This window comes from Mesorhizobium sp. IMUNJ 23232 (genome assembly GCF_044326205.1).
Lineage (GTDB): Bacteria > Pseudomonadota > Alphaproteobacteria > Rhizobiales > Rhizobiaceae > Kumtagia.
In genome coordinates this window covers 70,922-86,079 of the sequence record NZ_JBIRCY010000024.1, presented here as the reverse complement: position 1 = coordinate 86,079, position 15,158 = coordinate 70,922, and the positions used below count along the sequence as shown (strand labels likewise).

Below are 15,158 nucleotides of genomic sequence, written 5' to 3'. Positions count from 1 at the left end.
ATGCAGCCGGATGTGTTCCATGATGGCCCGACGAAAGAAGGGTTTGGGCAGGCCCTCTGCCGTCAGGATCGGCTTGCCACGCTGCATTCAGGCTTGGCCGTGACCAACGGCGACTTCGTCATGATCTGAGCAGGCGGGAGCAGCGCAGATTGTGCTGCGGAAACACACGGGCCGGCGAGCCAAGCCGGCCCGTGTGTTTGCGTTGGCAGCGGTTGGAAAATTTCCTGCAAAGGCGGATTTCAGATCGCCACAAAATCCGCTGCGTTGATTGTCGGGTGGCCGGTAAGCGTAGCGAAGTGGATTCCGCCGCCGGCCCCGGTCCCGTTGGCATCGTAGAACAGACGGCCCGTGTCGGTGTCGTAGATGATGCGGTCGTTGCTGTCGTGGGCCACGCCAGCCGTACTCGCCCAGAAGGCCGAGGCCGTCAGCGCACCCGTCGCGGTCAGTACGGTAAAGATCGCGTTCTCCAGCCGGATCGTGTCGGTGGATGCGTTGAAGTCGGCGATCGTGTCGACGTTGGAAGCGCCCGGTGCGGTGGAGAAGGTGAAATAATCCCTGCCGGCGCCGCCATATAACGTGTCCGAACCGCCCTTCCCGTCGATGATGTTGATGCCGGCATTGCCGATTATCTTCTGAGCGATCTCGTTGCCGACCAGGCTGATGGTTGTGGTGGCCGACGAGATGGCGGTCTGCATCTGCTCGACGTGGACGCCGGCCGCGAGCCTGTAGTCGGTCGAGGTGAAGACCTTGTCTAGTGTGCCTTGCGACGCCGTCTCGACGATGACCGCGCCGGAATTGTAGATGCGGTAAGTGTCGTTGCCGCCGAGCCCGGTCAACTTGTCCGCCGCGCCGACAGCCCCCTCGCTCAGCACATTGGCGCCGGCATTGCCGGTGATATACTGCTTCAGCGCGTTGCCGGTCAGGTCGATCGCCGCGGTGCCGGACGCCCCATTCGTCGTCATGACCTCGACACGCACGCCCGACTTGAGCGCATAGTCAACGGCCGCCATCACCTTGTCAGCGGTGCCCTGCGACGAACCTTCGGCAATGGTCGTACCGGAACTGTAGATCCGGTAGGTGTCGTTGCCGGCGAGCCCGCGAAGGTGATCGGCCGCGCCACCGCCGTCGTGCAGCACATTGTCGCCGTAGTTGCCGATGATCTCCTGCTTCAGCGCGTTGCCGGTGAGATTGATCGCCGTCGTGCCTGTCGAAAGATTGGTCGTCAGTTGTTCGACATAGGCGCCTGCCGCCAGCACGTAGCTGACCGAGGCCGCCACACGATCAGCAGCGCCCTGGGCGGACGTCTCCACCACCTTTGAACCCGCATTGCCGATGACATAGACGTCGTTGCCGCTCAACCCATGCAGCGTATCGGCGCCGCTGCCGCCGCCGTCGCTGATGACGTTCCTGCCGGCGTTGCCAATGATCTCCTGCTTCAGCGTGTTGCCGGTCAGGCTGATCGCCGACTTGCTGCTGGAAAGCGTTGTGGTCAACAGTTCGACCGCCGAATTGGCCGTCAGCCTGTAGCTTACCGAGGCGAGCACACGATCGTTGCCCTCCCCCGCATTCTCCACGACACGGTCTCCGGCGTTGTCCACATACATCAAATCGTTGCCGGCCCCGCCGACCATCGTGTCTGCGCCGCTGCGCCCGTTCAGCGTATCATTGCCTCCAAGTCCATAGATCATGTCCGCCAGACCAGTGCCTGTTAGCGTGTTCGCCAGGCCGTTGCCGGAGATGGGCAGGACGGCGCCCGGCTGCGGATAGATGTCGGTCAGGTCGCGGTCTTCCGAGACATAGATCGGAATGCCGTTGTCGCGGAGGTACTGGATTTCGGTTTGCAGCATGCTCGCATACTGCGTCTGGCGGGCCTGCGTCATGTATTCGACCACGAAGACCTGCACGCCGTTTTCCTCGGCGAGTTCCAGATATGGCTTGGAACCCTCGTACCAGCCGTTCGGCGCGGGGGCGAAATCGCCCTCGTGCCCGTTTTCGTAATAGAACCTGAGGTCCTCCTTGCCCATTCCGTCGATCGCGTTGCGATAGGTCCCGTTCTCGATCAGCTCCTCGGCGTTCTGGCCCATGATGACGAAGTCGCGCGTGTCGCCGAGCGAAGCCAGTTTGGCTTCCGCATGGGCGCGGATGGCTGCTACGAAATCAGCCATCTCCTGCGCGTAGTCCATTCCCGGAACGGGATCGATGTCTTCCCAGTATTGGTAGGCGTCTATGATATCCATGTAGACGCCGTTGAACCCGGAGGCGATGATCTGGTCTACATACTGGAACATGATGGTCTGCCAGGCCGGGTCCCAATATTTGACCTTGTAATTATCCGGCCATTCCGGGTTAGCGCTCGACAGGAAGTTTGGCGGGTTGGAATTCCAACTGCTCTGCCAATAGGGACGGTAGTCCTCTGCTTCGCCGATGCTGAGATAGCTGACGATCAGTTTGTCCTGACCGCCGCGCATCACGTTCAGCTCGGCGGGAGTGTGGGGTCGTGTCCCGTTGCTTGCGTCGACGGCATAGTCGATAACCACGAGCCCGGCATTGTCGGCGCCAATTCTCGCTGCTTCAGTCGCGTCCACATTGCCAAGATGATAAAGCCAGCTCGTCACACCATCGAGTGGGTTGGCCATAAAGTCCCTCCTTCAAGCCATTAATCGATTCTCCCCACCACTTCCCAGACAGGTTACTTACAGGGCGATTTCGTATCGCGCCTCCCCCTTTCCACAGCAATATCGTTGTCATCGAAAATGTTGTTTGCCGACGGCAAGCTAAGTTTTTGATTTTACCTAATTACATCTTGCTGAATCAACTCTGTATCTTCGATCCGACGGCCTGCGACAGCCGGAAGACAAGCCTATTGCTCGCACAGGGGTGGCGGATTTGCGTTGGAAATGTGGCATGCCGCGTGTCGAATCAGTCGCGAAAAAGGATCGACGAGGTGCAGGTTTGCCGCCGCCAGTCCGTGCAAAGGAGGGCAGACGATCCGTCTGTGGCGCACAGATCGGCAGCCAACGCAACCAAGAGAATTAAGTATAACGAAGCGCGATCCAGTCCTGTGATGGAAACACCGGGCTCCGCTGACAAATATCAATCCCGCTGGTCACTGCCGTAGCTAAAGGTGAACGAGGGGTTAATTTGTCTGGGGCAGGTGGGTTCTTAAGGCAAGGACGAGGAATATCACGGATCTCTAATCAAGCCCGCGTGGGCCTTGCACCAGCTTAAGGTGTCCGGGTCACTGGCATGATCGAAATGGCGCTGCCTTCCGGTACGCCAGCCTTCGAGAGACTCCTCTTTTTGCCAAAAAATCCGGCTGCTCCGTGCCTGCAGGCTTGTGAAGGACCGTCACAACAGCCTGCCGTTCCGGAGGAAGACCTATGGCTCGTGAAGTTGCGTTCCTGGATGCCAACATTTCCGCCATCGAACAGTTGAGGGCTCACCTCAGGGACGGAGTGGACGCCATCGTCCTGTCGCGCGACGCGCCGGCGCTGGCCCAGATCGCCGATGGCATCAAGAGCCATCGCGACATAGAGGCGATCCACATCATCGCCCATGGCCGGCCGGGCAGCATCGAATTTGCCTCGGGACCTGTCGGCGCGGACGCGCTGGACCTCCATGCGGACGACCTCGCAGCGATCGGCAGATCGCTCGACGGCGGCGAGATCAGGCTATGGGCCTGCGAGACCGCAAAGGGATTTGAGGGCGCCGCTTTTCTTGCGGCGCTGACCGCCGCTACCGGCGCATCGATCGCGGCTTCGACGGGTCTTGTCGGAGCTGCCGACAAGGGCGGCGCTTGGGAACTCGACGTGCAGGCTCGCCCAAACCAAGACCGCTCGCCGCTGACGGCGGAAGGCGTTTCTTCCTACGAGCATGTGCTTGCGCCGACAATTAGCAACTGGAACGCTGCGCTGACTCCTACTGAACAGGCGGGTGCAGTCTTTATCGACACCAATGTGTCGATTGGCTCCTGGAACGACAGCAATTCCGGGACTTCTCTTCGTGTAAGCGTGGCATCTGCGCATGCGGGAGATCAACTGACGGTCGGCACGACATGGGTGTCTGGCACCACCACTGGCATTTTTGTCAGCGGTTCGAATGTCTACTACAGGCAGTCGAACGAGACCGGCTCCAACCTGGGGACATTGATCGGCACAATCGACAACACAAGCAATGGCGTCAACGGTGCCGCGTTACAGGTCAACTTAAACAGCTTGTTCTTGTTTAGCCCGAGCGATGACACGGTCGTTACTGCCCTTGCTCGCGCATTCCAGTTCCGGAATACGTCCGATTCGCCGCCGTCCGGCGGTCGCGCGATTACTTTGGTTGCGAACGACGATGACGGCGACGCAGGTGACAGTGACGGCGGCTCATCGGTGAATATCACTGCGGTTAATGACGCGCCGACAGCGGTGAATTTCGCCAATGCGACCACCGCGCTCGCCGAGAACACGAGCACCGCGACACATGTCAAGGTGGCCGACATCGTCGTGACCGATCCGGATACCCAGGGCACGAACACCCTGTCACTGTCGGGCACCGATGCGGCGAGCTTCGAGATCGTCGGAACGGAACTGTTCGTGAAGGCAGGCGTGACGCTCGATTTTGAGACGAAGTCCAGCTACTCGGTCACGGTGAACGTGAATGACGCGTCCGTCGGAGGGAACCCCGATGCATCGAAAAGCTACACGCTGAACCTCACCGACGTCGATGAGATCGCGCCGACCGTCACCATCAGCGACGACGAGCCGGGCACCGCGAACATCGCTGGCGGCGACATCGTCTACACTTTCCAGTTCAGCGAAACCGTCACGGGCTTTGACGCCACCGACGTAGTGGTCAACGGCACCAAGGGAACCTTCACCGCTGTAGACGGCGACACCTATACCTTAGTCGTCACGCCGGCGGCAGGGTTCACCGGCAACATTACCGTGGATGTTGGAGCCGGCGCAGCGAACGACACTGCGGGCAATCCCAGCGTGGCTGCGAGCCAGTCCATTCAGGCCGTCGACACAGCCGCCCCGAGCGTCTCGTCCGTCGCCTACGGCACCAACGACGGCACCCTGTCGGTTGGAGAGCCAATCGAACTGATCGTCAACTTCAGCGAGGCAGTCACGGTCGCAGGCGGCCCACCCACCCTGACGCTCAGCAGCGGCGGCACCGCGACCCTCGTAAGCGGCAGCGGAACCACCGCACTTGTCTTCAGCTACACGCCGGTCTTCGGAGAATCGACCCCCGACCTGGAGGTGACCGGCATCACGCTCAACGGCGCAACCATCAGGGATGCGGCCGGCAACGATGCGGATACGGCAGGGGCGGTCACCAATCCGCCGGGCACTGTTGTGGTGGATGCCGCCATACCGACCGTCTCGTCTGTGGAGTACGGCACCAATGACGGCGCGCTCGCAACCGGTGAGACGATCGAACTGATCGTCAACTTCAGCGAGGCGGTCACAGTTGCGGGCGGGACGCCCACGCTGGCCCTGAGCGGAGGCGGCACCGCGACCCTCGTCAGCGGCAGCGGCAGCAGTGCCCTGGTCTTCAGCTACACGCCGGCCAGCGGCCAAACCACCGCGGACCTCGAGGTGACCGGCTTCGACCTCGGCGGCGCGACCATCAAGGACGCGTCCGGCAACGATGCCGTCACAACAGGGATCGTCACCAATCCGGCCGGCACGGTCGCGGTAGATACCACGACGCCGACCGTCTCCTCCGTGGAGTATGGAACCAACGACGGCGCGCTTGCGGCAGGGGAGCCTATCGAACTGGTCGTCAATTTCAGCGAGGCGGTCACGGTTGCTGGCGGCCCGCCCACCCTGGCCCTTAGCAGCGGCGGCGTCGCGACCCTCGTCAGCGGCAGCGGAACCGGCTCCCTGGTCTTCAGCTACACGCCGGCCGGCGGCGAATCCACCGCGGATCTAGAGGTGACCGGCATCGCTCTCAACGGCGCCACCATCAGGGACGCGGCCGGCAACGACGCGGACACGGCTGGAGCGATCGCCAATCCGACCGGGACGGTCGCGGTGGAAACCACTGCGCCGACGGTCTCGATCGTCGTGGACGACGCGGCGCTTATCTCTGGCGAGACCTCGCTCGTCACCTTCACGTTCAGCGAAGCGCCGTCCAACTTTACCAATGACGACGTGACGGTCGGCAACGGCACGCTGAGCCAGATTCTTCCGACGGGCGATCCGCTTGTCTTCACCGCGATACTGACCCCGGATGCCGGCGTAGAAAACGCCAGCAACGTGGTCACGGTGGGAACGAACTGGACCGACGCGGCGGGCAATCCGCCGGCGGCGTCGACGAACTCGAACTCATACGCCGTCGATACAGCGGCCTTCGCCACGATCAGCGTGAATCCGGTAACCGCCGACAACATCATCAATGCCCAGGAATCCGGGACGACCGTGACGATCACGGGCACAGTCGGCGGCGATGTGCAGAACGGCGATATTGTCACCATTACGGTGAACGGGAACAACTACGACGGCACCGTCAGCGGCGGGTCTTTCAGCATCGAGGTGAGTGGCAGCGAACTGGCTCAAGACACCAATATCCACGCCAGCGTCACGGCGACCGACGCAGTCGGTAACACGGCGACGGGCACTGCGGACCGTGCATACCAGGTCGATCTCGCGGCCACGGCCACGATCAGCGTGAATTCGATTACCGCCGACAACATCATCAACGCCGCGGAAGCCGGCGGCCCGATAGCCGTCACCGGTACGGTCGGCGGCGATGCGAAGGACGGCGACACCGTCACGCTGACCGTGAACGGGCACAACTATGACGGCACCGTCAGCGGCACGAGCTTCAGCATCAATGTGGACACCGCGGATCTCGTGCTTGACACGAACGTCCATGCGAGCGTTTCGGCGACCGACGCCGCCGGCAACACCGCGACTGGCACAAGCGACCATTCATACCAGGTCGATCTCACGGCGACTGCTACGATCGCGGTGAACGACATCACCGCCGACAACATCATCAACGCCGCCGAAGCCGGCGGAACGGTGGCCGTAACCGGAACGGTCAGCGGCGATGCCAACGACGGCGATGCCGTCACGCTGACCGTGAATGGCAACACCTACGGTGGCACCGTGAGCGGTACGAGCTTTAGCATCAATGTAAGCGGCGCGGACCTGGCGGCTGGATCGAGCATCCATGCCAGCGTCGCGGCGACGGACGCCGCGGGTAATCCGGTCACGGCTGAAAACTCCAAGACATACAGTGTCGACACGACGGCAGACCAGGGTGGCAATCTTGCCGTGTCGATCCCTGACGGCCTGATCGGCAATGCCGAGAAAACAAGTGTCGCCTTCTCGATTGCCGGCCTCGATCCGGATGCGACAGCCACGGTCACCTTCACCTCAAGTGGCGGTGGCTCGCCGGTCGTGCTGGCCGGCCTCACCGGCGGCGGTTCGGCCAATCTCTCCGGTCTCACCGACGGCGACATCACCGTCACCGTCTCGGCCACCGACGCGGTCGGCAACACGGCCAACGGCGCACCCGCAGCAGCGGTGCTGGACACTGTTGCCGACCAGGGCGGCGACCTTGCCGTCTCGATTGCGGACGATCTCGTCAACAATGCCGAGAAGGCAAACGTCGCCTTCACGGTGACCGGTCTCGATCCAGATGCCACGGCGACCGTCACCTTCACCTCCAGCAACGGCGGCTCGCCGATCGTGCTGAACGGCGTCACCGGCAGCGGCACCGCCAACCTGTCTGGCCTTGCCGACGGCGACATCACAGTCACCATCTCGGCCACCGATACGGCCGGCAACCACGCCGACGGCGCTCCCGGCGCGACCGTGCTGGATACACAGGCGGATGGGTTCGTCATCCTCGACCCGATCACCGACGACAACGTCATCAACGCCACCGAGGCGGCGACGGCGAACATCGCCATTACGGGCTTCGTCGGCGGCGACGCCAAGGACGGCGACAGCGTAACCCTGACCGTCAATGGCGAAACCTACACCGGGACGGTGTCGGGCAGCGCCTTCAGCATCAACGTGAAGGGCAGCGACCTCGCGGCCGATACCGACACCACGGTCGATGTCAGTGTGGCCGCAACCGACGACCTCGGCAACACCACAGCGCTGACCTCGAGCCAGGCCTACACCGTCGATACGACCGTCGAGGCGTGGATCGTCATCAATCCGATCACCGACGACAATATCATCAATACCGAAGAGGCGGGGCAGACTATCGCGGTGACCGGCCAACTCGGCCCCGATGTCGCGGACGGCACCATCGTCACGCTCACCATCAACAGCGTAAACTACACTGGTGAAGCCTCCGGCGGCACGTTCAGCATCGACGTGCTCGGCAGTGCCCTCGCTGGCGCGAGCACCGTGCATGCCAGCGTCACCGCCACGGACGCGTTCGGAAATGAAGCGACCGAGACTGCGGACCAGGCCTACACCGTGGACCTTTCGGGGGCAGCAAGCATCACGCTCGATGTCATCGCCGGCGACGACATCATCAACGCAACGGAAGAGGCCGGCCTGGTGACCTTGACCGGTACCGTCGGCGGAGACGTCCAGGACGGCGACCTCGTGACGCTGACGGTCCATGGCAGCGAGTATGTCGGCTTTGTCTCCGGCAATGCCTTCAGCATCGACGTGCTCGGGACCGACCTGGCCCTCGACACGAATGTGCACGCCAGCGTCTCGACGATCGATTCTTCCGGGAATCCAGCAACGGCGACGGCTGACCGGGCCTACACCGTGGACACCACGGCGGACGAGGACAGCGACCTCGCCGTCTCGGTTGAGGACAATCTCGTCGGCAACGCCGAGAAGACCAGTGTTGCCTACACCGTGGCAGGTCTCGACGGCGATGCCACGGCAACCGTCACTTTCACCGACGGCACCAATTCGGTCCAGGGCGTCAACGGCGTCGCCGACCTGTCGGGACTGACCGACGGGCCGATCACCGCCACCGTCTCGGCCACCGATGCGGCCGGCAACACAGCCGCCGGCGCATCCGGCGCGACCGTGCTCGACACCATCGCCGACGAGGGCGGCGACCTTGCCGTCTCCGTTGCGGACGATCTCGTCAACAACGCCGAGAAGACCAGCGTCGCCTACACCGTGGCCGGCCTCGATCCGGATGCCACGGCGACGATCACCTTCACCTCCAGCGGCGGCGGCACCGCGGTCGTGCTGACCGGCGTCACCGGCAATGGCTCGGCCGATCTCACCGGCCTTGCCGACGGCAACATCACCGTCACCATCTCGGTCACTGACACAGCCGGCAACACCGCCAACGGCGCGCCCAGCGCGACCGTGCTCGACACGACGGCGGACGGCACCGGCGACCTTGCCGTCTCCGTTAGCGACAATCTTGTCGGCGCCGCCGAGAAGACCAGCGTCGCCTACACCGTGGCGGGCCTAGATCCCGATGCGACGGCAACCGTGACGTTCACCTCCAGCGGCGGCGGCACGCCAGTCGTGCTGACCGGCGTCACCGGCAGCGGCTCGGCCGATCTCACTGGGCTTGCCGACGGCAACGTCACCGTGACCATCTCGGCCACTGACACAGCCGGCAACACCGCCACCGGCGCGCCTGGCGCGACGGTGCTCGACACCACGGCAGACCAGGGCAATGACCTTGCCGTCTCGGTCTCAGACAATCTTGTCGGTGCTGCCGAGAAGACCAGCGTCGCCTACACCGTGGCCGGGCTCGATCCCGACGCCACGGCGACCGTCACCTTCACCTCCAGCGGCGGCGGCACGCCAGTCGTCCTGACCGGCGTCACCGGCAGCGGCTCGGCCGATCTCACCGGCCTTGCCGACGGCAACGTCACCGTCACCATCTCGGCCACCGATGCGGCCGGCAACACCGCCAATGGCGCACCCGGCGCGACCGTGCTCGACACCACGGCGGACCAAGGCAGCGACCTTGCCGTCTCGGTTACGGACGATCTCGTCGGTGCTGCCGAGAAGACCAGCGTCGCCTACACCGTGGCAGGCCTCGATCCCGACGCCACGGCAACGATCACCTTCACTTCAAGCGGTGGCGGCACGCCTGTCGTCCTGACCGGCGTCACCGGCAATGGCTCGGCCGACCTCACCGGCCTTGCCGACGGCAACATCACCGTGACCATCTCGGCCACCGATGCGGCCGGCAACACGGTCAACGGCGCTCCCGGCGCGACAGTGCTCGACACCACGGCGGACCAGGGCAACGACCTTGCCGTCTCGGTCTCAGACAATCTTGTCGGTGCTGTCGAGAAGACCAGCGTCGCCTACACCGTGGCCGGCCTCGATCCGGACGCTTCGGCAACGATCACCTTCACGTCAAGCGGTGGCGGCACGCCGGTCGTGCTGACCGGTATCACCGGCAGCGGTTCGGTCGACCTCACCGGCCTGTCCGATGGGAACATTACGGTCACCATCTCGGCGACGGACGCAGCCGGCAATACAGCTAGCGGCGCGCCCGGCGCGACAGTGCTCGACAGCACGGTTAGCGGCGACCTTGCGGTTTCCATTCCCGACAATCTCATCGGCGATGCCGAGAAGACCAATGTCGCCTACACCGTGGCCGGCCTCGATCCGGATGCCACGGCGACGATCACCTTCACTTCAAGCGGCGGCGGCACGCCGGTCGTTTTGACCGGCATCACCGGCAGCGGCTCTGTCGATCTCTCGGCGCTCGCCGACGGCAACGTTACTGTCACCATCTCGGCTACCGATACGGCCGGCAACACCGTCGCCGGCGCACCCGGCGCAACCGTGCTCGACACGGTTGCCGACCAGGGTGGCGACCTCGCCGTCTCCGTTAACGACAATCTTGTCGGTGCTGCTGAAAAGACCAGCGTCGCCTACACAGTGGCCGGCCTCGATCCGGACGCCACGGCGACGATCACCTTCACCTCCAGCGGCGGCGGCACCCCCGTCGTGCTGACCGGCGTCACCGGCAGCGGCTCGGCGGATCTCACCGGCCTTGCCGACGGCAACATCACCGTCACCATCTCGGCCACCGATACGGCCGGCAACACCGCCAACGGCGCGTCCGGCGCGACCGTGTTCGACACGGTTGCCGACCAGGGCGGCAACCTCGCTGTCTCGTTAGCAGACAGCCTTGTCGGAAATGCCGAGAAGGCGAATGTCGCCTATACCGTGACGGGCCTCGATCCAGATGCCACGGCGACGATCACCTTCACTTCAAGCGGCGGTGGCACGCCGGTTGTTTTGACCGGCATCACCGGCAGCGGTTCGGTCGACCTGACCAGCCTGTCCGACGGCAACGTCACCGTCACCATCTCGGCCACTGACACTGCCGGCAACAATGCCAACGGCACCTCCGGCGCGACCGTGCTCGACACGGTTGCCGACCAGGGCGGCAACCTCGCTGTCTCGATAGCAGACAGCCTTGTCGGAAATGCCGAGAAGGCGAATGTCGCCTACACCGTAGCCGGCCTCGATCCGGATGCCACGGCGACGATCACCTTCACGTCAAGTGGCGGCGGCACGCCGGTCGTGTTGACCGGCGTCACCAGCAGCGGCTCGGCCGATCTCTCCGGCCTTGCCGATGGGAACATCACCGTCACCATCTCGGCCGCGGACACTGCCGGCAACACCGCCAATGGCGCACCCGGCGCGACCGTGCTCGACACCACGGCGGCGGCGACGATCACCATCGGCTTGGTCACGGCGGACAATACGCTCAGTGCGGCTGAAGCGGCTGGCGACGTCTCGATCACCGGTACAGTTGGCGGCGACGTTGAGAATGGCGATACCATCACCCTGACGGTGAACGGCAAGGACTACAGCGGCACTGCGAACAGCGGAACCTTCAGCATCGACGTGAAGGGAAGCGATCTCGCTGCCGATTCAGACAGCAAGATCGAAGCCAGTGTGTCCGTCACCGATGCGGCAGGAAATACGGCTGTCGCGCAGGACACGCAGACCTACCTGCTCGCACTCAATCAGGCTCCTGTCATCACTTCCGATGGCGGTGGGACCTCGGCCGGAATCTCGGTGCCGGAGAACGGCACTGCGGTGACGACTGTCACCGCGACGGACCCTGACGTAGGAACGACGCTGCTCTACTCGCTCTCCGGCGCGGATGCGGGCAAGTTCCAAGTCAGTTCGACGGGCGTGCTCAGTTTTACCTCTGCACCGGATTTCGAAATCCCCGGCGATGTCGGCGGCAACAACGTCTATGACGTCGTCGTCGAAGTCTCCGACGGCACGCTGACGGACAGCCAGGCGATCGCCGTTACGGTCACCAATGTGTCCGGTAACATCCCAAGCGACAACAATGACAACATCCTGATCGGAACGGACGAAGAGGACGCGATCAACGGACTGGGTGGCAACGACCTGCTGAGAGGCAAGTTGGGCAAGGACGCCATCGACGGTGGAACTGGTTCCGACACGGTCGACTACAGCGACAAGACGGCAGCCGTCGTCCTTACGCTGAACGGCAGCACGAACGCGACAGCCTTTGTGGGCGGTGTTGCGGAAGACACGGTCAAAAACGTCGAGAACATAATCGGTGGATCCGGCGACGACACTCTGACGGGCGACGGCGCAGCAAACGTCCTGAAGGGCGGAGCCGGCAAGGACACCCTGGACGGTGGAACTGGTTTAGACACGGTCGACTACAGCGACAAGACGGCAGCCGTCGTCCTCACGCTGAATGGCAGCACGAACGCGACTGCCACTGTGGGCGGCGTTGCCGAAGACACGGTCAGGAACATCGAGAATGTAATCGGCGGCTCGGCCGACGATACGCTGACCGGTGACGGCGGGGCAAACACGCTCAGCGGCGGCAATGGCAACGACTTGCTGACGGGTGGAGCGGGTGCCGACGCGCTGGATGGCGGCGCCGGCAGCGACCGGGTGTCTTATCAAACGGCGGCGGCAGCGGTGATTGCCAGCCTGACGAACGCGGCGGGCAATACAGGCGATGCCGCGGGCGACACCTACACCTCGATCGAAAGCCTGACCGGGTCGAACTTCAACGACACCCTTACCGGTACGGCTGCGACCAACAGCATCATTGCGGGTCTCGGCGACGACACGGTCTTTGGTCTTGGTGGAAACGACAGCCTGTTCGGCCAGGACGGCAACGATGTTCTGGTTGGCGGCTCTGGCGTGGATGCCCTGAGCGGCGGCAACGGCAGCGACCGAGCGTCTTATGACACGGCAACGGCCGCTGTTGTTGCCAGCCTGACAAACCCCGGCGTCAACGCAGGCGATGCCCTGGGCGACACCTACAATTCGGTCGAGAGCCTGACCGGCTCGGCATTTGCCGACACCCTGACAGGCAATACCGGCACGAACAGCATCATTGGCGGTCTCGGCAACGACAAGGTCTTCGGTCTGGCCGGCAATGACAACCTTTTCGGTCAGGATGGCAATGACATCCTGGTCGGCGGGGCCGGCGCCGATGCCTTCAGTGGAGGCGTTGGATCGGACACCGCATCTTACGAGGATGCCACCGCCGGGATCCTCGCAAGCCTGGTGTCTCCGGCAGCGAATACCGGCGATGCGGCAGGCGACACCTACAGCTCGATCGAGAACTTGACCGGTTCGGCATTTGCCGACACGCTGACCGGCAACAACGGGGCAAACGTGCTCAAGGGCGGCAACGGCGCCGACGTGTTGATCGGTGGTGCAGGCGCCGACACGCTAGACGGCGGCGCCGGCAGCGACCGGGTGTCTTATCAGACGGCGGCGGCAGCGGTGATTGCCAGCCTGACGAACACGGCGGGCAATACAGGCGATGCCGCAGGCGACACCTACACCGCGATCGAAAGCCTCACCGGTTCGGATTTCGACGACACCCTTACCGGCACGGCTGCGACCAACAGCATCATCGGCGGAAGCGGAAACGACACGGTCTTTGGGCTTGGCGGAAACGACAGCCTGTTCGGCCAGGACGGCAACGATGTTCTGGTTGGCGGGGCTGGCGCAGATGCCTTGAGCGGCGGCAATGGCAGCGACCGTGCGTCTTACGACACGGCAGCGGCCGCTGTTGTTGCCAGCCTGACGAATCCCGGCGCCAACACGGGCGATGCCCTGGGCGACACCTACAATTCGGTCGAGAGCCTGACCGGCTCGGCATTTGCCGACACCCTGACAGGCAATACCGGCACGAACAGCATCATTGGCGGTCTCGGCGACGACAAGGTCTTCGGCCTGGCCGGCAATGACAACCTTTTCGGCCAGGATGGCAACGACGTCCTGGTCGGCGGGATCGGCGCGGATGCCTTCAGTGGAGGCGCCGGATCGGATACCGCATCTTATGAGGATGCCGCCTCCGGGATCATCGCAAGTCTGATCTCTCCGGCAGCCAATGCCGGCGATGCGAAGGGCGATACCTACAGCTCCATCGAAAGCCTGACCGGTTCGGCATTTGCCGACACGCTGACAGGCAACAACGGGGCAAACGTGATCAATGGTGGCAACGGTGCTGATCTGATCAACGGAGGGCTGGGGAACGACACGCTGACAGGCGGCGCGGGAACCGATACGTACTTCTTCAACTCCGCGCTGAACAGCAGCACCAATGTCGACACGATCACGGATTTTTCCGTCGCGGACGACACGTTCCGGCTGGAAAATACTGGCGTCTTCACCGCGCTGACGGCGACCGGCACGCTCGCCGCCACTGCCTTCGTCGTCGGTTCTGCGGCGGCTGATGCGCTCGACCGCATCATCTACAACTCCAGCACGGGGATCGTCAGCTACGACAGCGACGGAACAGGCGCGAATGCGGCCATTGCATTTGCAAAGGTCACACCGCTCACGGCACTGACCAACCTGGATTTCTTCGTGGTGTAAGCGAGACTAAAACGCCCGCCCTGTCGAATTCGAGAGGGCGGGCGTAGAGAAGTGTAGCGCAATGTAGTATAGTGTAGTTCCTGCCACGATCGAGAGCCAGACCGCATTCCTGCCGTGCGTTTGCGTTAGTCCTCGCGCGAAATGCGGAGAGCCTTCGCCGAATATTGACCTCGTCAAATTCGCAGTGGGTTTTCTTGGGGTAAAGTTACATCATCTATTATGATTGGAGAATCTGACCCGCGGCTCTAGGGAACAGCGGGGCCAGCCTGCAGATACACAGACAAGGCAGAATGTCCCCTACCCAGGGCGCGGGACCGATCTATTTGGATCAGTCTCGCGCTCTGATTGTAG

3 protein-coding genes are annotated in these 15,158 nt (G+C 63.2%); 2 read left to right on the top strand and 1 reads right to left on the bottom strand.

What is annotated here, in order from left to right:
- Positions 1-129 (top strand): hypothetical protein, encoded by a 129-nt coding sequence (locus ACH196_RS18430; protein WP_396648374.1) that lies wholly within the window; start codon positions 1-3, stop codon positions 127-129.
- Positions 130-239: 110 nt separating this feature from the next.
- Here ACH196_RS18430 and ACH196_RS18425 read toward each other — a convergent pair whose 3' ends face one another.
- A complete protein-coding gene (locus tag ACH196_RS18425; RefSeq protein WP_396648373.1) occupies positions 240-2,636 on the bottom strand; it encodes an MJ1477/TM1410 family putative glycoside hydrolase in 2,397 nt (798 codons plus the stop codon).
- Between the two features lie 744 nt (positions 2,637-3,380).
- Between ACH196_RS18425 and ACH196_RS18420 the strand changes: the two genes are divergently transcribed.
- A complete protein-coding gene (locus ACH196_RS18420; protein ID WP_396648372.1) occupies positions 3,381-14,807 on the top strand; it encodes an Ig-like domain-containing protein in 11,427 nt (3,808 codons plus the stop codon).
- Positions 14,808-15,158: the final 351 nt, after the last annotated feature.